The 19,963-nt window shown below is 48.4% G+C and carries 20 protein-coding genes and 1 tRNA gene; 9 read left to right on the top strand and 12 right to left on the bottom strand.

All coding sequences use genetic code 11. The annotated features are described in order from the left end of the window. Positions 1-431 precede the first annotated feature (431 nt). Positions 432-1,277: a transporter substrate-binding domain-containing protein gene (locus BMW55_RS14095; RefSeq protein ID WP_089970593.1), complete on the bottom strand. Its 846-nt coding sequence runs from the start codon at positions 1,275-1,277 to the stop codon at positions 432-434. Between the two features lie 152 nt (positions 1,278-1,429). Next, positions 1,430-2,512, bottom strand: a complete 1,083-nt coding sequence (locus BMW55_RS14090; RefSeq protein ID WP_089970590.1) for an Ldh family oxidoreductase — start codon at positions 2,510-2,512, stop codon at positions 1,430-1,432. Positions 2,513-2,856: 344 nt separating this feature from the next. Here BMW55_RS14090 and BMW55_RS14085 point away from each other — a divergent pair, with 344 nt between their 5' ends. From BMW55_RS14085 to BMW55_RS14070, 4 genes are all read left to right on the top strand, one after another. After that, on the top strand, positions 2,857-3,318 hold the full coding sequence (locus tag BMW55_RS14085; protein ID WP_089970587.1) for a tripartite tricarboxylate transporter TctB family protein: 462 nt from the start codon (positions 2,857-2,859) through the stop codon (positions 3,316-3,318). A gap of 15 nt (positions 3,319-3,333) precedes the next feature. Then, on the top strand, positions 3,334-4,851 hold the full coding sequence (locus BMW55_RS14080; protein ID WP_089970583.1) for a tripartite tricarboxylate transporter permease: 1,518 nt from the start codon (positions 3,334-3,336) through the stop codon (positions 4,849-4,851). 81 nt (positions 4,852-4,932) lie between these two features. Further along, entirely contained in the window at positions 4,933-5,910 is a 978-nt protein-coding gene (locus tag BMW55_RS14075; protein WP_425283867.1) for a tripartite tricarboxylate transporter substrate binding protein, read from the top strand. Between the two features lie 499 nt (positions 5,911-6,409). After that, a complete protein-coding gene (locus BMW55_RS14070) occupies positions 6,410-6,901 on the top strand; it encodes a YiiX/YebB-like N1pC/P60 family cysteine hydrolase (protein ID WP_089970580.1) in 492 nt (163 codons plus the stop codon). A gap of 259 nt (positions 6,902-7,160) precedes the next feature. Here the strand turns inward: BMW55_RS14070 and BMW55_RS14065 are convergent, their stop codons facing one another. From BMW55_RS14065 to BMW55_RS14045, 6 genes are all read right to left on the bottom strand, one after another. Further along, positions 7,161-7,799 carry a bifunctional 4-hydroxy-2-oxoglutarate aldolase/2-dehydro-3-deoxy-phosphogluconate aldolase gene (locus BMW55_RS14065; protein ID WP_089970578.1) on the bottom strand — a complete coding sequence of 213 codons (639 nt, stop codon included), beginning with the start codon at positions 7,797-7,799 and terminating at the stop codon, positions 7,161-7,163. A 53-nt stretch (positions 7,800-7,852) separates the two neighbouring features. After that, positions 7,853-8,803 carry a sugar kinase gene (locus tag BMW55_RS14060; protein WP_170839948.1) on the bottom strand — a complete coding sequence of 317 codons (951 nt, stop codon included), beginning with the start codon at positions 8,801-8,803 and terminating at the stop codon, positions 7,853-7,855. A 34-nt stretch (positions 8,804-8,837) separates the two neighbouring features. After that, complete coding sequence (locus BMW55_RS14055; RefSeq protein ID WP_089970574.1) at positions 8,838-9,842, bottom strand: LacI family DNA-binding transcriptional regulator; 1,005 nt, start codon at positions 9,840-9,842, stop codon at positions 8,838-8,840. A gap of 434 nt (positions 9,843-10,276) precedes the next feature. Then, on the bottom strand, positions 10,277-10,861 hold the full coding sequence (locus BMW55_RS14050) for a Uma2 family endonuclease (protein WP_089970571.1): 585 nt from the start codon (positions 10,859-10,861) through the stop codon (positions 10,277-10,279). A gap of 138 nt (positions 10,862-10,999) precedes the next feature. Continuing rightward, a complete protein-coding gene (locus tag BMW55_RS19485; protein WP_170839947.1) occupies positions 11,000-11,167 on the bottom strand; it encodes a hypothetical protein in 168 nt (55 codons plus the stop codon). Continuing rightward, entirely contained in the window at positions 11,154-12,461 is a 1,308-nt protein-coding gene (locus BMW55_RS14045) for a hypothetical protein (protein WP_089970569.1), read from the bottom strand. Before BMW55_RS14045 ends, BMW55_RS19485 begins: the two co-directional genes overlap by 14 nt. Positions 12,462-12,683: 222 nt before the next feature. On the opposite strand from BMW55_RS14045, the gene BMW55_RS14040 reads away from it, so the two are divergent. Further along, the gene (locus BMW55_RS14040; protein ID WP_089970565.1) at positions 12,684-13,007 is read left to right on the top strand and encodes a hypothetical protein; all 324 of its coding nucleotides are present in this window, start codon (positions 12,684-12,686) and stop codon (positions 13,005-13,007) included. Positions 13,008-13,331: 324 nt separating this feature from the next. Here the strand turns inward: BMW55_RS14040 and BMW55_RS14035 are convergent. Then, positions 13,332-13,417, bottom strand: a tRNA-Leu gene (locus BMW55_RS14035). 905 nt (positions 13,418-14,322) lie between these two features. Between BMW55_RS14035 and BMW55_RS14025 the strand changes: the two genes are divergently transcribed. Together BMW55_RS14025 and BMW55_RS14020 are read left to right on the top strand one after the other, a co-directional pair. After that, a complete protein-coding gene (locus BMW55_RS14025; protein WP_089970559.1) occupies positions 14,323-14,805 on the top strand; it encodes a divergent PAP2 family protein in 483 nt (160 codons plus the stop codon). Between the two features lie 21 nt (positions 14,806-14,826). Continuing rightward, a complete protein-coding gene (locus BMW55_RS14020) occupies positions 14,827-15,663 on the top strand; it encodes a cobalamin-binding protein (RefSeq protein ID WP_089970556.1) in 837 nt (278 codons plus the stop codon). An 87-nt stretch (positions 15,664-15,750) separates the two neighbouring features. Here BMW55_RS14020 and BMW55_RS14015 read toward each other — a convergent pair whose 3' ends face one another. Next, the gene (locus tag BMW55_RS14015) at positions 15,751-16,047 is read right to left on the bottom strand and encodes a YuiB family protein (protein WP_280139786.1); all 297 of its coding nucleotides are present in this window, start codon (positions 16,045-16,047) and stop codon (positions 15,751-15,753) included. Between the two features lie 197 nt (positions 16,048-16,244). Here BMW55_RS14015 and BMW55_RS14010 point away from each other — a divergent pair, with 197 nt between their 5' ends. Next, positions 16,245-17,009: a chlorite dismutase family protein gene (locus BMW55_RS14010; protein ID WP_089970553.1), complete on the top strand. Its 765-nt coding sequence runs from the start codon at positions 16,245-16,247 to the stop codon at positions 17,007-17,009. Positions 17,010-17,093: 84 nt separating this feature from the next. Here BMW55_RS14010 and BMW55_RS19480 read toward each other — a convergent pair whose 3' ends face one another. Both BMW55_RS19480 and BMW55_RS14005 read right to left on the bottom strand, forming a co-directional pair. Next, complete coding sequence (locus tag BMW55_RS19480; protein ID WP_170839946.1) at positions 17,094-17,228, bottom strand: YuiA family protein; 135 nt, start codon at positions 17,226-17,228, stop codon at positions 17,094-17,096. A gap of 207 nt (positions 17,229-17,435) precedes the next feature. Then, a complete protein-coding gene (locus BMW55_RS14005; RefSeq protein WP_089970550.1) occupies positions 17,436-18,623 on the bottom strand; it encodes an NAD(P)/FAD-dependent oxidoreductase in 1,188 nt (395 codons plus the stop codon). A 296-nt stretch (positions 18,624-18,919) separates the two neighbouring features. Here BMW55_RS14005 and BMW55_RS14000 point away from each other — a divergent pair, with 296 nt between their 5' ends. Continuing rightward, complete coding sequence (locus tag BMW55_RS14000; protein WP_280139785.1) at positions 18,920-19,924, top strand: NAD(P)/FAD-dependent oxidoreductase; 1,005 nt, start codon at positions 18,920-18,922, stop codon at positions 19,922-19,924. Positions 19,925-19,963 lie beyond the last annotated feature (39 nt).

Here is a 19,963-nt window from a genome sequence, read left to right as displayed (position 1 = left end):
CGTGCCGAATCGTTTCAGAGGTAACTTTTCAGAACAATCCGGTGACAAAACAATAGAACTTTTGACTAATGATTATACATTTATTATACAGAAATCATTTCTGTTTTTCATCCTAAGGAGGTTTTTTAACAGAATGCTAATACAAAGACGGGAATGATCCTATTATTTTTAATGTTCATTTTATTCTTAATCCTATTCAGTCCATCATGAATGGACGATCCCTTCATTGAAAACGCAATGAATTGATTTTCTTTTTTATACCGGCAAAATCATTGTCATTAAATACAAATAAGGAGGTCAACCTGAAAAACCGGTTAACCTCCGGCCTGCCCCCTTTGCGTGAACACAGGGGTAGCTAGCAAACAGTTCAACGATGAGCGGCTAAACAGGAATCACGGCATCAAGGTTCCCCTGGCCACCCGTTTCCATCCCTATTCAATCCATTTCCGTTCCAGCTCCCTAAATTTACCCTGCAATTTCATCTCTTCCACCCAGAGATTGACCCAATTTTGAAAGTCTAAGTCTCCCCGGTGCATGAGATACCCTTTTTCATGGACCGTAAAGGGACGGTCGGCCAGCGCGGCGTACAAACGCTCATCTTGTTTGGCATAGAATCGGGCTTCCACGCTGTCCGTAATCATCACATCAAATTTTCCTTCGGCCACCAACTTTGGGATGTCCAGGTTATTTTCAATGATCGTCACCTGGGCATGCTTAATATTCTCCCGCACAAATTTTTCATTGGTTCCGCCGGGATTCACCGCGATTTTGACCGAGGGCTGATCAATGTCCTGCAGACTTTTAAAACGCTCTTTATCTTCTTTCCGGATCAAAGGTGATTTCCCGTCCCGTATGTAAGGGGCCGAAAAATGAGCCCTCTTTTGCCGCTCCAGATTTCTTGAGATTCCGCCCATAGCCAGATCGAATCGATCCTCTTGAAGATCGCTCATCAACGTGGGCCACGAGGTCCGGACAAATTCCACCTCTACCCCCAAACTACCGGCCAACATTTTGGCCGCATCGATGTCATATCCTTCATACTGTTTGGTTTCGGGATTCCAATAGGTAAACGGCTTATAATCCCCTGTCGTGCCAATACGGATTTTGCCTTCTTTTAAAATCTTGTCCAACCGTGATTTTACCGGATGATCCCACCGGGATTTGGCCGGTTGATCGGCGACTGCCGCTTCGCTGTTCAGACCAAAAAATACCCCTGCAAAAAATCCTGCAGTTAACAGCATCACACTCACCAACAAAGAACTGAACCGCCTGCTCATGATTTCTCTCCTTTCATGCTTTCATCAATAGAACATTAAACAAAAAATTCAAAAATCCCTGTTGGTTCAAGGAGGTCGAGCGGTTTCAAGGCAGGATCAAAATCGGCTTTCTCTTTGGTCCCGTCCACAATCCAACATCATACAAGCCGGGATCAATGGGTTTCCCCCTGACGTGTGTCCCCGCCCTGTTCGTCGGCGAGTGAAAATGGAACCCTGCATATTTTTGCTAATTTCTGCAACTCCATGCACACATCTCCGGACAGGGGAATTCCGTTTTTCCGCCGGTCTTGCCACCTGCGAAAGCGGCGCTCCCCAGGGTAACAGATTTCTTCCGCATGCTTGGCCAAAGGAATGGCTTTTAATTCTTTGATGAATTGATCAAGCCGGTCATAATATGCCTCGATCGGCATCCAATGGGCAATATTAAGCAGGATAAAAAAATGCCCGACATCAGCTGCCCCGTGACGGTCATGATAGATGCTCTGCACATGGGGGCCAAAGCCTGCTCCGCTAAGCACCCCCGCCAAAATCTCGATTGCGGTCGCCAGCGCAAATCCTTTGGCACCTCCAAAAGGCAACACCCCTCCTTGTAGTGCGGCAACCGGATCCGTGGTTACCGCTCCATCGGCATCCACTGCCCACCCGGACGGGATCTCCCTCCCTTCTTTGGCAGCCAGAATGATTTTTCCGCGGGCCGCTACACTGGAGGACATATCCACAATCACGGGAGGGCCTGATCTCACGGGAAAGCCGAAGCCAATGGGGTTCGTGCCGAGATAAGCCTGCCTTCCGCCGTGGGGAATCATTCCGGACGGGGAATTGGTCATTGCAATCAAGATCATCTCTTCGCGACAAGCGTGTTGGCAATAATAAGCGGCTGTTCCATTATGATTGCTGTGGTGAACGGCGATGCCCGCAATCCCCGTTTCTTTGGCTACAGGGATCGCCGCCTGAACGGACCGGTAGGAGACCACTTGGCCTAAACCGTTATCTCCGTCCACTTTGATTACCGAACCGCTTCGCTCGATCTTGATATCCGGATTCTTATTGATCCGCTGATCCATCAATCGCCTGGCATAGATCGGCAGCCGGCTGATTCCGTGGCTGTCGGTTCCCTCCAAATTGGCCTGGACCAAAGAATCCGCAGTTACTTTTGCATCTAACTCGGGAACACCCAACCGGCGCAAGATTCCCTCCGTCAACTGTATCAATTCCTCCGCTTTACAATAGCGCATGATCCCATCACCACATTTTTATTGATCTGGTATCCGTGAGACGCCCAAGCTCTTTCGAAAACGCATTCCGCAACGGCTCAATGGGGAACAGATAGATGAGAATACGTATCTTTTGTTCCTACATCTTCGTTGACTCCACTGTAATCGCCAATACAGAATCATATGTTTCATTAGAATTTTACGCCATTTCCATTCCCTTTACTTCTAAATGCGATGATGATATATAATTTATAATATATTGAAAATTGATAAAATAAATGTTTAAATAATTGTAGTTTGATCCGCTGATCTGTTGCATCCCGGCAGATGCGAAATGAAATGGGTCATCCAACAGGAGGGGTGTCATGTCTCAAAGAAAGATCACGGCGGACAGGGCAGGCGGGCTGCTGGGGATCATCCTGGGGATCGCCGCACTCATCGAGGCGGTCCGGTTGTATCCGTATCGATCCAGCCCGATGGTCGGCGACCATACGATGCCTGCCCTGTTGGGCGTGATACTGGTGGTGCTGGGAGCGCTGTTGCTGTTTACCAAAAGGAACGGACCGGAAGATGTGCCATTTCCGGCAAAGCCCCGGTTGAGCGTGATTCTGGGGTCTATCGCTTTAATGTTCGCTTATCGGTATTTGATTCCTCTCCTGGGATATGCGCTCAGCACACTCCTGGTCTCCTTTGGCTTATTCAAACAGATCGGGCCGTACCGCTGGCACGTGTCGCTGGTTTTTGCCATTGTACTGACGGCGTCGATCTACCTGATCTTTGCGGTGTGGCTAAAAATTCCGTTTCCCGTCGGTTTGTTTAAACTCTAGCAGGAGGGGGAGAGCATGGAAACTTTTGAGCTGCTGCTTTCCGGTTTTATGCAGGCGATGACCCCGCAAAACTTGCTGATGGCGGGAATCGGTGCGCTGGTGGGCACGTTTGTGGGTGTATTGCCCGGGTTAGGGCCGACATCCGCGATTGCCATCCTCCTCCCCTTGACGACAGTGCTGGAACCCACACAGGCGATCATCATGATGGCGGGCATTTACTACGGGGCCATGTATGGAGGGTCGACCACAGCGATTTTGCTGAATATCCCCGGCGAGGTTTCTTCCGTGCCCACCTGCCTGGACGGTTACCCGCTGGCGAAAAAGGGGAGAGGAGGACCTGCGTTGGGAGTGGCGGCCATCGCCTCCTTCGCCGCCGGTACGCTTGGCGTGATCGGCCTGGTCTTTTTCGCTCCCTTCCTGGCCGATCAGGCGTTAAAGTTTGGTCCGCCGGAGTACTTTGCCCTGATGCTTCTGGCGTTGACGGTAATGATCAATCTGGCCGGCAACTCCATCGTTAAAGCCTTGATCATGGGGGTGTTCGGCTATCTGCTGTCCATGGTGGGAATCGGCCCTTCTTCCGGAATGCCGAGGTTTGCCTACGGAAGCAACGACTTCACCGGCGGTTTTGAGATGATCAGTATCATCATCGGCTTGTTTGCCGTCACCGAGGTATTGAAGGGAATTGAAGAAAAGCGAACAGCCGTCTCATTCGGCAACATCGGCAGCATTTATCCGAGCATGGCGGATTTGCGCAAAAGTGTGAAACCGATGTTTCAGGGAGGATTGGTGGGCTTTCTATTGGGCTTGTTGCCGGGATGTTCGGCGGCGGTTAGCACGTTTTTGGCGTACGACCTGCAGAAAAAAACATCCAAACACCCCGACCAGTTTGGCAAAGGAGCGATGGAGGGAGTAGCGGCTCCTGAAGCGGCCAATAACGCGACCAGCTCCGCAGGTTTTATCCCGCTGTTCGCATTGGGGATCCCTGCCTCTCCTCCATTGGCAGTCCTGTTGGCCGGTCTGATGATCTACGGGCTCGCTCCCGGTCCGGTACTGTTTGAACAAAATCCCAAGTTCGTTTGGACAGTGATCGCCAGCATGTTTATCGGCAACCTCATGCTGTTGGTGCTGAATCTGCCGCTGGTTGGCATCTGGGCCCGGTTGACCCGGGTACCGTACGGGATCCTGGCTCCGGTCATCCTCATGCTAAGCACGATCGGCGCTTACACGGTACGCAACAGCCTGTTCGACGTAAGTGTCGCCCTCGTGTTTGGCGTGTTGGGCTATCTCTTGCATAAATATCGCTGGCCGGTAGCGCCGTTGATCTTGTGCTTTATTCTCGGGCCGATGCTGGAACAATCATTTATACAATCGATGGCCATGTCTGCCGGCAATCCCCTGATTTTCTTCAAGCGTCCACTCTCTCTATCCATTATCGTGCTGTCCGTGGCACTGCTGTTTCTCTCGCTGAACTTGATGCGGCGCACCAAACAGCGGGTGAGGCAAGAAACCGGACAGCAGGCGGAGATTGCCTGATGTCCTTTCCATCGAGGGGGTTTTAAACCAATGAAGAGAAACCGTTTGCCGCTTATGCTCATGATTGTGTTGACAGGCGTCATGCTTGTCACGGGATGTTCTCCCCTCCCTTCCGCTTCGGATCCGGCCGGTCAAACGGCTGAGTCCGGCAGCGGCTACCCCGCCAAGCAGATCGAATACGTGGTTCCGTTTGCTCCCGGTGGGGGTACCGACCTGGTGGCGCGTGCAGTCGCAGAGTACCTGAGCGAAGAATGGGGGCAACCGGTGGTCGTGGTCAATAAGCCGGGCGGAGGCGGGGCTGTCGCTGCACAATACGTGTTGAAACAGTCCGCCCGCGATGGGTATACGGTAATGGCAAACAACGTGTCGAGCACGACGATGATGGCCGCCGGGATGGCTGATCCGCCGGTGAAGCTCTCCGATCACCTGTTTGTCAGCCGCATCGTGGAGGACCCGATCGCCTTTACGGTCAAAGCGGATGCTCCTTGGAAAGACTTTAAAGAGTTTTCCGACTGGGTGAAAAAACATCCCGAGCAACTGACATGGACCAGTGTCGGACCTGCCGGCACTTCGGCTTTCGGGGTGGCCGAATGGTTGAAAGCGATTGGCGTTGATTTCTCCAAGACGCGGATGATCACCACGAAGGGAGCGTCCGACTCCATGCCCAAGGTTGCAGGCGGACACGCGGTGTTGGCCGTTCATTCAGTGGCAGAGGTGTATTCCATGGCCAAGGCGGGCAAGGTAAAAATATTGGCCGTCCAGGCAGAAAAACGGAGTCCATATTTCCCGGATGTACCAACAGCGGAAGAACAGGGGATCAAGGGCATGAGCGTCAAATGGTGGACGGGGGTGTCGATGCCGGCCGGCACACCGGCACACGTGGTGAAAAAGTGGGATGAAACGATCGCCAAAATGGTGAAAGACCCGGCGTTTCTGAAAAAGTTGAACAATATCCACGTGCAGAGCTCATATTTGAATTCCGCTGACTTCACCCGGTTTGTCAAGGAAGAGACCCGGTCCTACACCCGTCTGGCCACCGAGACGGGCATACGGAAGTAAGGCAACCCCCCAAAAGCGAGCCACAGGCAGATCATCCTCACATGCGTCAAACAATCGTAGCCGGGGTAATGGTGCTCAGCCCCGTCGATCCCCCCTGAATACTCCCCCGCAGGGCATCGGAGTCACGCCAGCGCCTCATGTTCTCATAGATCTGAAAGTTCCGGCGAAATCCTGTCGGATGAAGAACCGGATCTGATTATAAGAAAAGTCAACCGCCCCTCCTTTTCAACAAAAATGAGGACTCCTTGATGAAAGCAGGAGTCCTCTGATTTTATATCCATCAACGATCACCAGCCATAGACACGCAGAACCCGGCAGGCTGTGAAGTGACCGTCGTTTTTACTTAACAAGATTGGACATGAAGGACGATGAATGTCTCTCCATTCAAATAAGAAGAATAACGAATAAGCGTTGAGTAGACACCTTCATGTTGAAAATATTCACCTGAAGACGCCGATGGAAAAAGGAACCAGAAATCGTTACTGAGGGATGAGACTTTATGACACTGCAACCGGCCGATATCTTGTTGGTCAACAGCTCAGGTATTTTGGGTACGGTTATTGATGTAATCACAGATTCCCCTTGGTGCCATGCAGCCATCATCGCTGATCCCGAAAGGCGTTTAGGCATCGAGGCTCAAATATTTCGCCAAGTGGATTACCGACCGATTGATGATTTTCTCGGGGATGCACTGGTTTTGCGATACCCGAAACTTACCCGGGATCAACAAAACAAGATTCTCCAATACGTCAAAGCCCAGATCGGCACAGAATATGATTATGCCGCCATCCTCAAGGAATTGTTGCGGTATGGATTCGGCATCCCGCCTCAAAGCGGAGAAAATCACGGGCGGTTTATTTGTTCCACGCTGATTACCAATGCCTATTTAAGCGTCGGAATCCAACTGACGGATCAGCCGTTAGCTTCTCCCGACGATCTTTTTTTATCAGACAAAGTAGTGGTTGCGGGCCGATTGGGGATTGATCTTTAAAACACCACCTATAAAATCAGCCATGAATTCTGAACACAGCCTGGGGGTAAATTGCTCTGTTATGACCCGCTCGGAAATCGTTTTGGCGACTCCGTTTCCGATGCAGCGGCAGTGTTACTCGCCGTTTGTTCTGGTTATGCAGATTGCAACAAATACAGTCCATGACCGCACGGCACAACCCATGGAATGAAGGCCCGCTCCAGCATATGTTGGCCGTCTCCGCTCCACTGAGAGTTGAACTTCTCCCGCTTTGGCGATCTTACGCTCTTGCTTCCTTCACTGCCTGTACAAATTGGGCCGCTTTATTTTCCAGTTCGATAAAAAAGTCGCTGTCCATCTGTTTTTTTGTATTCACCAATGAACTGCCGATTCCCGCGGCGACAGCCCCAGCCTTGATATAGTCCCCCACATTGTCAACATCCAGTCCGCCTGTGGGCATCAGCGGAATGTGGGGTAACGGCCCGTGGATATCCTTGATATAACGCGGACCAAATACATGGGCGGGGAATACTTTGATCAGATCCGCCCCATTTTCATATGCCGTTAAAATTTCAGTCGGCGTTAACGCTCCGGGAATACTGATCACGCCGTAACGCTTAGCCATCTTGATCGTTTCCGGATGAACGGTTGGTGAGAAAATGAACTTCGCCCCCGCCATAATGGCCGCTCTCGCTGTTTCGGGATCGAGCACCGTACCTGCACCGACGATCACTTCCTCCCCGAATGCATCAGACACCCGCTCGATCATCGAGAGAACCTTCGGCGTTTCTACCGTAATTTCCAGCGCTTTCACACCGCCGTTCTTGAGCGCTCTGGCAATCTCCACAATATTTTCAGTGGTCGCACCGCGAATGACGGCTACGATCCCGTTTTCCTTTATCTGCTCCAATAAACTCATCTGATCTCCACCTTACCTTCATTCCTGCATGCTGTGAACCCATCTTGCCCGATTTACCGCTCGATAAAATCTTTTTCTCCCAGTTGAATGAGCACGTCCTCCAGATACGGAAGCCCTTCATTGTCTCCTGAAACACTGACGACCATCGATCCGATCGTATTGGCGAATGCCAGTGTTCGGTCGAGCGGCCAATTTTGCAGCACACCGTAAATGAATCCGGCATCAAAACCGTCCCCGGCCCCGACGGTATCCACCACTTTTCGGGGTTTTACCGGAGGCGACTCAACCGTCACTCCATTGTGATGCCCAACAGCTCCTTTTTCGCCCCGTTTGACGGCGATCCAGCCGATGCCAAAATCGGATAAGCTGTGAATGATTGCGCGGACACTTTTGACACCCAGCAACAGCTCTGCCTCATCTTCCCCTGTCAGGATGATGTCGACATCAGGCAGCAACGCGGTCAACTTCTCTTTCGCTTCTTCTCGTCCCCACAGTCTGAGGCGGATGTTGGGATCAAACGACACCAACAACCTATGCCGTTTCGCCAATTCAACCGCTCGTTTGATGATGTCATAGTTTCGTCCGCCGATCGCGGGAAACACCCCCGTAATATGAAGTACCTTTGCCCGCTTAAAATAATTTTCATCCAGATCATCGGGCGTCATCGTCGATGTCGGCGAATGAAAACGGTAATAAAACGTCCGTCCGCTTCCGTCTTCCATCATTTCCTTGAAATTTAAAGAAGTCGGGTAGCCGTCCACCAGCCGGACCCGGGAAATGTCGATCCCTTCTCCGCGCACAAAATGCTGGATATATCGGCCGAATTCGTCATTGCCCAGACGGCTGATCCATCCTGTTTTCAATCCCAGCCGGGCACAACCGATCGCAAAGTTTAACTCCGCCCCGCCAACCTTCCGTTCAAATGTATGGGCAAACCTCATCGGCCCCCTTGTTGACGGTTGAAAGGTGATCAGGGCATCACCGATGGTAATTACATCCAACACGAATCGATCACTCTCTTTCACAGCTAAATGGCAGTCAACAGGATGCGCGTTCGATCAACTCCGGTGCGAATCGGTAAACACAAGCTTTCTTCCGGGAATCCGGATCGTCGATTTTTTCGAACAACAGTTCAGCCGCTTTTTTCCCCATTTCAAAGGCAGGTTGTCTCACCGTCGTCAAGGGCGGGTGATAAAGATCCGCAAAGGAGACTTCGTCGATTCCGATTATTGCCAGATCTGTGGGAATCGTGAGGCTGTTCCGTTTTGCATAAGTTAGAATCTCCATCAGTGCCAGATCGTTTCCGGCCAGAAGGGCCTGCGGGGGTTTATCCAGAGAGAACATCTTTTCTAACCCCTCTTTGATCCACTCTACTTCAAGGCCTTTCACATAATCATCGCATACCGGAATCCCGTTCTCCTCCAGAGCTTTTTTAAATCCGGCGATCCGTTCAACCCTGGGGGTCACGTGACGGATCAATGAAGTGGTAACCATTCCGATTCGCTCATAGCCTTTGCTGATGAAATGGTTCACCGCCATCTTAGCAGCCGCTTCATTATCCAAAAGAACCGCGTCAACCGAGACATCTGAAACGATCCGGTCCAAAAACACGAGCGGTAACTTCGCCTCAACCATGGATTGATAAAGATCCACATTTCCACCTGTAGGAAAAACAATCAGCCCGTCCACCTGTTTTGCCGTCAACATGTCGATGTATTTCTTTTCTTTGTCCGGCTCGTCGTCAGCGTTGCAGACAATGACGTGGTAATCATGTTCATGACACGCATCCTCAATGGCCCGGATCACCTGAGTGGAAAAGGTGTGCAAAATATTGGCGACGATGACGCCAATCGTGGAAGTTTTCTTTTGTTTCAGACTCCGCGCAACGAAATTAGGCTGATAACCCAGTTCCCGGATCGCCTGCTCAATGCGTTCCTTTGTTTTTTGACTCATGAAGTCGTATCGTTGATTTAAAAATTGAGATACGGTACTCTTTGAGACATTCGCATATTTTGCTACGTCCGCCATGGTTACTTTTTTCATGTTCAATCTTCCTTTGAGATAAACCGGTTTAGTAAACCGGTTTAGTTAGAGTATATAGAATTTGAAAGCGCTTCGCAAGAGGTGATCAAAATGTTTTGACGGATCGATGAATGGCGTCTCTCCCGGTTTTATGGCAAACCAGGGGCACCAATGGCGAAGCGGACGGGGATCTTCGTCTGCGATCCATTTTGACGCAATGATCCCCGGGATAAAACTATTTGCATTTGCCCGTCGAATGAGTATAATAGTAATTGTATTTTTATTCACACATCATGTTTCAAGCCAACATCTGAATTCCTTCGCGGACTCCTTTTCAATGGCTACCTCGGGAGTTCACAATCAACCCTTCGCCTGAGCGGGGGTTTTTCTTTTCCTTTCAATGGCTCCCTTTTTTGCCGCCCCGCTTGATCAGAGCAAAAAGAAAAAGCCTCTCACTAAAAAGGCTCCTTAAAGATGTGATTCACATCAATTTCGCAATCGTCAAAGATGCTTACATGAAACTGATCACCCAGGGTATAGACCTCCCGTTCACCAAAATGGTCATCTTGCAGCGTGTAGACTTCAATATTCTCGTTGTGCGGATCAGCGATCCAGTACTCCTGGACCTTGAATTTTTCATAGAGGTCGAATTTGTATATTTTGTCTCTCTTTGCGGAAATCCCCGGGGACAGCACTTCCACGATCAAGTCAGGGGCTCCCTTGCAACCGCGTTCATCGATTTTTTTACGATCACAGACGATGGAAAGGTCTGGCTGAACCACATGAAACGTTTCATGGTCGTCATCGTGTTCGGACAGCCTCACTTCAAACGGAGCCAGGTAGGCTCTGCACGGTTTTCCGTTTAAATAGTTATAAAAGATCCCGAAGATGTTGCCCAATATTTCCTGGTGCTTGGAGGAAGGTGCCGGAGCCATATTGTAGGGAACACCGTCGATCAGTTCCCAACGTTCATCGTCATTCCACTTGAGGTAATCGGCATAGGAGTATTTGGTCTTCTGACCGTAAATGGGGACTTTCATCGGCAACACCTCCTTTTTTTATTATAACCCATTTCTCCCATACAGCTGATCACTCGTCCAACTTTTACAACAAATCGGAAAACATCCCCGGCCAGTTTGCAAAAAGCCTTCTGCATAGGCAGAAGGCAAGTCAGAACGTCATTCGGTCAGCTCCACTTTCAGCTTATCCAATGACTCCTTGGCCAGGGCGATTCCCACCGATTTGGGGTCTTCTCTGAACGCCTCGTATTTTTTTTGTCTGACCCGGGCAGGCAGGTATTCTTTTTCCCATTCTTCCAGTGACGGAAATACTTTATTCTTTTCCACTTTGAACACCTCTTGTATAGTGGTCGAAAAAATGAGGATTTAACTTGGCTTCAAAATAATGCTTGCGTTTAATCCAAATGAAGCCGTCTCCTTTGGATATGACAGCGACATCGACGGGGCCCCCGACCGTCTCGGCACCTACTGTTATTTTACGCTTGAAGGACGTCAGGTTGACCAGGGATTCGGCCATCGCCGCCAGCTCATCTTTGGGCAAAAACTGCACGATATCCAATATGGGTTGCGTATATTGTTCAAATCTGATCTTCTCCAGTTGTTCTATATAATTATTATACAATGTCAGCGTTGATTTTCTTAATTTCTCTTTTACCTTTTTCTTGATTTCTTTGCTTTCTTTTTTCAGCAATTCTTCAGTAATAATCTCCGGAAAACTGTAAAAGACATGATGCAGGTAATAACGGGAAATCAGGTCCAAATTGGGATCGATTCCTTGCAAAAACGTATAAACCATTTCACTCTGCGCAAAAGGGATGATGGCCGCCGTCGTCTCTTCGCCAATTTTCTCGGCCTGCTCCCGCCTGTACTTTAAGGTGTTATCGATGATGCACTCGATATTGTAGGAAAACAGTGACGGAAAGATTTCATCTTCCCCGAACCCGGCGATCACGACGCCCGAAGTTTCTTTCGGAAAGCGATTCCTCGTAAATAAACAAGCGCAAATATAAAGAAGCTGATCCACTTGAACATCGCCCAAAGGCAATCCCTCAAAAGCTTTTTTTATAATTTCTACAATCACCGGTCGGTGCTTTTTGATAAAATTTTTGCTGAACTGTTCCGTAAAAGCAGGCAGTCTCTCAATATTTTTCAACTGTCGATAATGCTTTGCGATGATGTCCTGCACGATCACTTCCGTCTCATGTTCGGAAATTGAATTTTGTCCTTTCAGCTTTTCAATGATCGCTTTTTCAATATCTTCCGTTATTTTTTGAAAGTAATGATAGGCAGTGATTTGCATATACCTGCTCTGCTCCGATTCGGGGAAGTAGACGTTATTCGTGTTCAAAAAAGAGATAAAATCCTCGCAGTATTCCTGCAGTGTGCGAAAACTGCGCTGACCGAGCTCCGTCCGGTATACTTTGATGATCGTCTCCCAGGGGACTCCCATGAGCTGGGCGTTTCCATAGATCATGATCCCGACCGGATGATATTTGGAAAGAGCGAACAGCTTGTTTGCAGAATGATAGATCTTCTGCCCGTTATGAATCCCGATGGTTACGGCACTGTCCGCCGCCAATGCCACCGCCATCTTGTTCATGATTCCGATTTCCGCAGTCATCTCATCCCTCATTTATCATTTATATTGTTATATTTTTTCTATTTTCACCCATCCGTTTCCTCTATCCTCCCCCATGTTGGGAGAATCTTGCCAGACCGGCCTCCCCCCTATATACTCATTCCGGAAGGATCTTTTCCCGCTCTGACGTACTTTATATCTTATAAACATCGAGTTCGGAACCGATTGGAACACAGTTTGTACAACTGAAAGGAGAAAACCGGAATGGAGTTTATGATCAAAGGCTGGTTGTACGATCACATCACCCTGATTTGGAAAGACGGGGAATTGACGGGGGATCAGCCTGAAGTGCTCAGAATCATCAAGAAGAGAATTAACAAGCTGGAGGAGTTAAAAGCCATTCTACTCTGTCCGGAAACCCATCTGTGTTACACCGAAAATTATTTAAAGGAACCCTTCTCCGCTTACCTGGTGCTCAAACACCTCTTAGATGTTATTTATGAAGAACCGGATAAAAAAGAACTGCTCGCTCATGCCCTCCTTCCGGCCCCGCCACTTTCAGAAAGAAGCCATGCGGAATATCCGTAGAACACGGCTGCTGCGAATTCGGAGCGGGAAGATGATTCGAAAAAATGAAAACTGAAAAAGAGGAAATGTTGAAAGGCGAACGTTCTCATGCAGCCGACCAAAAAAAGCCCTTCACCCGCAGGATCCCAATCTCTTGATAAGTAATGACGGAATTTAAAAAACATTCCAAAAACAGATGACAAAATAAAACGGCTGCTGTCATGCAATCCAAGAGCGAATGAAGACTGAATGAATAGGAATGACGGGATCGATGAAACTCCGTTAGGAATACAGGGTTTCATTTGTTATTTGGAGATCGCCGGCAGGAAATCCGGTCTGTGGATCTGGTGCCGAAGGTGGGACTCGAACCCACACTCCTTTTGGGAACACGATTTTGAGTCGTGCGCGTCTGCCAATTCCGCCACTTCGGCAAATGATGTGAAAGACGAAAATTAATATACCATACTTTCGTATGACAGACAAGGCTTTGAATCCATGGCTGACCGCAAGCCAGGCATTTCATGGGTTCAGCGCCGTTGATTTCGAGAAAACCGTGAACACCCGGGGTTTTTTCTTGACTTAAACAGCGCTGCTTCCATTTTTTTGCGGGCCAAAGTAAGTTCATAAAAAATGGCTTCTTCGGAGATGCAATCGGAAAATTTGCTGACCCTTTGGCAATGGGGACAAGTTAATCCCTGATGGACCTTGTCCTTATCACCGAACTTAAAACGGCCGTTGCATTGCGGACATTTCAGCTCATTATGAATGGGCAATGGATTAGGCAGATAATCCCACATACATCTCATACCCCTTGGAATGACATTTGAGAGAGTAATAGAATTCTAGCACCAAAATCAAACTTGATCAAGTATTCAGATATATTTAAAATATCGAGCTATATCAGTTAGCAAAATAATTTTATCATTCCCTAAAAACTTGTAAACCGCAATATCCTATCCATTCGATTTAAAATTCATCATTATCAGCAAAATCCTTTACTATTCATTGATTTTTGCGGAATTTGGCACAGATCGATATTCTTTATCCCATTCGTATGCAAAACAAGTTATGGTATTTGAGCAGGAATCATAAAAGATTCAAGCATAAAAAGATTGGCAGGATTGCGGCTTATTACAGAATCCATCCCGGAAGTGGTTTCAGTTTAACATAGGCATCACAATGATATATAATGAAATAGTTTAACAAATACTTAGTTTTATCAGCATCTCACATACTCCGGCCAACGGCCGCCCACGGCCGCCTCAATCCAAAATCAAAGACCGGACCGGAGACAGATCAGGTCCCCCGAAGCGAAGGAAAGGAAGGCATTTTGTCTATGTTCGCTGAAGCATTATCCAATTTTCCATTATGGACTTCCTTGGTAGCCATCTCTTTGGCACAATTTTTAAAGGTTCCGTGGAACTACACCATCACCAGAAAATGGGACTGGAATTGGCTGGTCAATACAGGAGGTATGCCGAGCGGACACACATCGGCCGTCACCTCGCTCGCCACTTCCGTCGGCCTGACGAGCGGCTGGGACTCTTCTCCCTTTGCCATTTCCACCATCGTTGCGATCATCGTGATGTACGATGCAGCGGGAGTCCGGCGGCATGCAGGCATGCAGGCACAAGTTCTGAACCAGTTGGTGGAGGATTTTTCCGTTTTGTTAAATGAATTGCGCCATTTCAAGGGCAACCCGTCTGCGGAAACCCGGGTAAAGTTAAAAGAAATCCTGGGACACCAGCCCATCGAAGTGTTCACAGGAGCCTGGTTCGGCATTATCATAGCCCTGCTGATGTATTGGCTCTGGTATTAATTTTTCCAGGAGGGATCTCCATTGACAAGAATTGTTTCCATTTGCCCCAGCAATACCGAGATCCTGTATTTTCTCGGGATGGAAAACCAAGTGGTGGGACTGGATGACTATTCTGATTGGCCTGTTGCGTGGAACCATTTACCCCGCTTGGGCCCCGATCTGAACATAAATATCGAAAAAGTCAAATCTTTGGAACCGGATTTAGTTGTGGCCTCCCTCAGCGTTCCCGGCATGGAAAAAAATATCGAACGCCTGGAGCGAGCCGGATTCAACTACATCGTGCTGAATCCCAAATCCATCGAAGACATTGCCGAAGACATGAAAACGCTGGGCAAAGCGCTCAACATAAACCAACAGGCTCATCATGCGGCCGAACAATTCCTGGCTGAAATCGATCAGATCCGGAATCACATCCCCAAAAGAACTACCCCTTTCCGGCTATATTGGGAATGGTGGCCCAAACCGGTATTTACTCCCGGACGGAGGAATTGGCTGACCGAAGTCAGCCGATTGGTGGGAGCCATCAACATTTATGAAGATATGGACCAGGAAAGCGTAAAAACAGACTGGAGCGATGTCGCAGCCAGACAACCTGATCTCGCGCTGATCGTATGGACAGGAATCCCCATGCACAGAGTAAAAAAAGAACTGATCACCTCAAGAGCAGAATGGCAAGGAAAAGAATTTGCCCGGGATTCGCGGATACATATTCTCGAAGAAGGATGGTACTGCCGCCCCTCCCCCCGGCTGCTGACAGGCATCAAACACTTGGCCCATCTGCTTTATCCCGAACATTTTCTGGCTCCCGATCCCGAGCGTCCTTTCCTGAGTACCATCGTGAAGGATTCGTCCGGCTAGACCGTTTTTTCCGCAACCGAATCCTTGTTTTGCAGGACGTATGATGCGGCGAAAAAAAATAAAAGCCTTTCCTGGAGGAAAGACTTATCAAAACATCCGATATCCTTTTGCCCGCAGCGTTTTGATCGTCCATCCGCCGCCGACCGCCCCTGCGAGACCGGAAATCAGCACAGTCAGATCCGGTACGCGCAACGTGGACAGGTTGAACAAAAAGTATATCACAATGCCCAGATATACGACCAAGGGCAACCATGTCGTTTTCAGGATCATGTTCAGGATAAAGCCAATGCCAAAAGTTAACACAAAAAAAAGCGGAATGGAAATGATTAACTGCGGCAGGCTGATCGATTGGACAGCCATTACATGAAGCAGGGGCTGACTCATAGTCATCGCCTCCATATCTTTAAATCCGCCCTTCATTTTACAGAAAATAAGGATCAAGGTCAACGGACCAATCCATACAAAACCTTGAACAATTCCAGCGTTCAAGTCAATTTTTTGACAATGCCGAAGGCCGTTTGCTTCCCTCTGCGGACATTCGCTACAATAAGGGATGGACTTACCTTAAAGGAGGAACATTCATGCGTCCACAAGATAGACCTTCTTTCCCCGGCAGACCGGGAACAAGGCCTGCTGCTGAGGCCGGGTCCCGTCCCGTTTTGCCCACCCAATTTGTCAACTTTTCCTTCTTCAAAGTCGACCCCGCCTGGCGGAGATTGAGTGAAGAGGAACAAGAGAGAGGAAAACAGGAGTTTGCCGCTGTCGTCAAAGAGTACCAAAACCGTCCCGGCATGTTTGTCCTCTCCTATTCTCTGGTTGGGATCCGGGCGGATGCTGAAATCATGTTGTGGAGGATTGCCAACGAATTGGAAGTCTTCCAGGAAATGACCAGCCAGTTGATGAAAACAGGTTTGGGGAAATATCTCGAAATCACATATTCTTTCCTCTCGCTGACCAAGCGAAGCGTTTATGTGGATAAGATGGATCCGGAACATCAAAACCCGCGTACACATATTATTCCGGGACGCAGTAAATACCTGTTTATCTATCCGTTCGTGAAAACGCGCGACTGGTACCAACTCTCCTTCCCAACCCGTCAGGGCATGATGGATGAGCATATCCAGGTGGGAAGCAAATATCCGTCGGTCAAACTGAATACCACATACAGCTTCGGGATCGACGATCAGGAGTTTGTGGTAGCCTTTGAAACGGACGACCCCAAAGACTTTTTAAATTTGGTTCAGGAACTGCGCGAAACAGAAGCAAGCCGCTATACATTGCGGGACGTGCCGATGTTCACATGCATCTCTCATCAGGAAATCATGGATGCGTTGAATACGTTATAAAAAGTTCGGGAAATAGAGAAGGCGGCCGGATCTGCGCCGCCTTCAAAAATTGATATAAAATTGTGAAATTTTCGTCTATTAAAACTAGCACTGTTTTTCTTTAGCCTTCTTTCCGGTTCCCCCGCATGCATAACAAGTTTCCGAACCACCCAGCAACAATTGCACATACCCGTCTCCGCCACAATAGTTGCAATTTAAATTTTGAGTATATTTTTTCATTTCGTTCACCTCTTTCTCATTTAATTACATTTTCTGATAATTATACATATAATCATATCATAAGCAAAGTAATAGATTTCTGCCTGTTACCACTTCTCGCTCAATGTAAGCGGTAACAACTCGTAAATCCTTCTGTTTTTATAGTATTGCAAAAAATATTGAATCAATAAAAAAGGCTCCTATTGAAAGAGGAGCCTTTTCTCTTGGTTACAGTTTTCCTTTGCGCAGAACGAGGGAAACACCGCCGAGCAAGAACAGCCAGCGAAGATCGATCACTTTTTTCAAGAAGGCTGCCATGCCGCCCACATACTTTTTGTCACCCACAACCCCGATCGCTTCTTTGCGTCCGAGCGAGGCGACGGTTCCTTTGGGCATGTATTTAAACGGCTTCATCTCTCCGCCGCGGATGAGAGCTGCCAGATTTTTGCCCAAGTGCTGACCTTGTTGGGTAGCCATTTGCGCCGTCGGCGGGTAGGGGCGTTCTTCTTCGTTGAATACGAGGGAGCTGTCGCCCACGACAAACACATGATCATAACCGGGCGCACGCAGGTATTCGTCTACTTTTACGCGGCCCCGCATGGTTTCAATTCCTGATTCCTCAACCAGCTTGTTTCCGCGTACCCCACCCGTCCAAACAACGGTGGCAGCTTTGATTTCTTTTCCGCCTTTTAAAATAACGCCTTTTTCGGTACATTCCTCGATCGGCGTGCTGATGAGGAATTCCACACCTTTGCTTTCCAGATATTTCACTGCGTAATCGACCAGTTCCTTGTCAAATCCGGGCAAAACGGTAGGCGCCGCCTCGACGTTAATAATGCGCACTTTTTCGAGCGGGATGTCATATTCGCGGCAGAGTTCCGGCATACGGTCCACCAGCTCTCCTACATACTCAATTCCGGTGAATCCGGCCCCGCCCACGACGATGGTGATGAGTTCTTCTTTTTTCTCATTTTGGTAACGGGCAAACATATATTCCATATGTTCCCGTATCATGCGCACGCTGTCGATGTTGCGGATGAAGAAAGCATTTTCCAGAAGCCCTTTAATGCCAAAGGTTTCCGGGGCGCTGCCCAAACCGATCACGAGATAGTCATATTTCAGCGGCTCGCGGTTTTCCAGATGCACTTCTTTCTCATTCAATTTGATGGCCGTTACCCGATCCTGAATAAAATTGATCTTGTTCGTATTGATGACAGAAGCGATGGAAAGGCGAGCATGATCATGATGGGAAGTGCCAGCCGCCGGTTCATGAAGCTTGGTCGTAATGTAATGGTACGAATGCTGGTTGACTAGCGTCACTTCCGCTTCATTGTGATTAAGTTCTTTCTGGAGACCTTTTGCCGTCATCAAACCGCCGTATCCCGCGCCCAGAATAACAATTTTAGGTACACTCATCCTTGATCACATCCATCTACATATTTCATATATGATTACAATCTCACAATCTTCATCAATGGTAAGTCGACATCCTTATTGAATCATGCCAATGATTATGATATGATTTTCACGAACTTTTGGCAAGAGGTTTTTGTTCACATTGTATCCAAATATCCTTTAATATCCGCATAGATTTATTGGTAATTTTTTTACTTTCCTCCATAACTCCTTCTCTTCTTTTCTAGTGGTATGATATAGATAATGTGATAACATATCTGTGCCATCATTTTTCGAATATGCCGGAGGTGCGGTCGTTGACGGTTGAACAGTTGAACAGTCACTCGGTTACGGACATTACGATTATCGGAGGCGGTCCCACAGGTTTATTCGCGGCTTTTTATGCGGGAATGCGCAAGGCTTCCGTAAAAGTCATTGAAAGCATGCCTCAGCTGGGCGGACAACTTTCTGCCCTTTATCCCGAGAAATATATTTATGATGTGGCCGGCTTTCCCAAAGTACTCGCCCAAGAACTGGTTGACAATCTCATCGAACAGGCCAATCTATTTCAACCGCAGTACTGTCTGGATGAAAAAGTATTGAAAGTGATCAAAAAAGAAGAACGTTTATTCGAAATTATTACCCAAAAACAGGTGCACCTGACCCGATCCGTCATTATCACGGCAGGCTGCGGGGCCTTTGAACCGCGCAAGCTCGGGCTCCCCGGGTCCGAACGGTTTGAAAAAACCAATCTGCATTATTTTGTGACAGACAAGAACCAATTTAAGGATAAAGATGTCCTGATCGCGGGCGGCGGCGATTCCGCCGTGGACTGGGCCTTAATGCTGGAACCCATCGCGAAAAGCGTAACCGTCATTCATCGGCGCGACAAATTCCGCGCTCACGAACACAGTGTGGAAAAGATGATGAACTCAACGGTCAAAGTGATTACACCCCGTGAAATCGAAAGCTTACATGGGGAAGAACGCATCGAAAAAGTAACCATCGTTGACAAAAAAAGCGGTGTCAAAGAAGAGTTGAGCGTGGATGCCGTCATCGTCAGCTTCGGTTTTGTCTCATCCCTGGGCCCGATCCAGGAGTGGGGGCTTGAAATTGAAAACGGAAGCATTAAAGTAAATTCACGAATGGAAACCAATATTCCCGGAATCTACGCTGCGGGTGATATTGCCACATACCCCGGCAAAGTCAAACTGATCGCTGTCGGCTTCGGTGAGGCACCGACCGCAGTCAACAACGCAAAACAATATCTGGATCCCGAAGCCAAATTGCAGCCTATGCACAGCTCCAACCTCAAACTGTGAGTTCATCTGTGAGCAAAGCATTCATCTGACATTCAGATG

The organism is Lihuaxuella thermophila (genome assembly GCF_900110165.1).
In the GTDB taxonomy this organism is placed as follows: Bacteria; Bacillota; Bacilli; order Thermoactinomycetales; family Thermoactinomycetaceae; genus Lihuaxuella; species Lihuaxuella thermophila.
Note: the sequence above shows the minus strand (reverse complement) of the source record. Positions and strands in the feature narration are given on the sequence as shown.

What these genes read in the sequence shown, in the direction of transcription:
- BMW55_RS14095 (WP_089970593.1), bottom strand. Translation starts at nt 1,277, where the DNA reads ATGAGCAGGCGGTTCAGTTCTTTGTTGGTGAGTGTGATGCTGTTAACT.
- BMW55_RS14090 (WP_089970590.1), bottom strand. Translation starts at nt 2,512, where the DNA reads ATGCGCTATTGTAAAGCGGAGGAATTGATACAGTTGACGGAGGGAATC.
- BMW55_RS14085 (WP_089970587.1), top strand. Translation starts at nt 2,857, where the DNA reads ATGTCTCAAAGAAAGATCACGGCGGACAGGGCAGGCGGGCTGCTGGGG.
- BMW55_RS14080 (WP_089970583.1), top strand. Translation starts at nt 3,334, where the DNA reads ATGGAAACTTTTGAGCTGCTGCTTTCCGGTTTTATGCAGGCGATGACC.
- BMW55_RS14075 (WP_425283867.1), top strand. Translation starts at nt 4,933, where the DNA reads ATGCTTGTCACGGGATGTTCTCCCCTCCCTTCCGCTTCGGATCCGGCC.
- BMW55_RS14070 (WP_089970580.1), top strand. Translation starts at nt 6,410, where the DNA reads ATGACACTGCAACCGGCCGATATCTTGTTGGTCAACAGCTCAGGTATT.
- BMW55_RS14065 (WP_089970578.1), bottom strand. Translation starts at nt 7,799, where the DNA reads ATGAGTTTATTGGAGCAGATAAAGGAAAACGGGATCGTAGCCGTCATT.
- BMW55_RS14055 (WP_089970574.1), bottom strand. Translation starts at nt 9,842, where the DNA reads ATGAAAAAAGTAACCATGGCGGACGTAGCAAAATATGCGAATGTCTCA.
- BMW55_RS14050 (WP_089970571.1), bottom strand. Translation starts at nt 10,861, where the DNA reads ATGAAAGTCCCCATTTACGGTCAGAAGACCAAATACTCCTATGCCGAT.
- BMW55_RS14045 (WP_089970569.1), bottom strand. Translation starts at nt 12,461, where the DNA reads ATGACTGCGGAAATCGGAATCATGAACAAGATGGCGGTGGCATTGGCG.
- BMW55_RS14040 (WP_089970565.1), top strand. Translation starts at nt 12,684, where the DNA reads ATGGAGTTTATGATCAAAGGCTGGTTGTACGATCACATCACCCTGATT.
- BMW55_RS14025 (WP_089970559.1), top strand. Translation starts at nt 14,323, where the DNA reads ATGTTCGCTGAAGCATTATCCAATTTTCCATTATGGACTTCCTTGGTA.
- BMW55_RS14015 (WP_280139786.1), bottom strand. Translation starts at nt 16,047, where the DNA reads ATGAGTCAGCCCCTGCTTCATGTAATGGCTGTCCAATCGATCAGCCTG.
- BMW55_RS14010 (WP_089970553.1), top strand. Translation starts at nt 16,245, where the DNA reads ATGCGTCCACAAGATAGACCTTCTTTCCCCGGCAGACCGGGAACAAGG.
- BMW55_RS19480 (WP_170839946.1), bottom strand. Translation starts at nt 17,228, where the DNA reads ATGAAAAAATATACTCAAAATTTAAATTGCAACTATTGTGGCGGAGAC.
- BMW55_RS14005 (WP_089970550.1), bottom strand. Translation starts at nt 18,623, where the DNA reads ATGAGTGTACCTAAAATTGTTATTCTGGGCGCGGGATACGGCGGTTTG.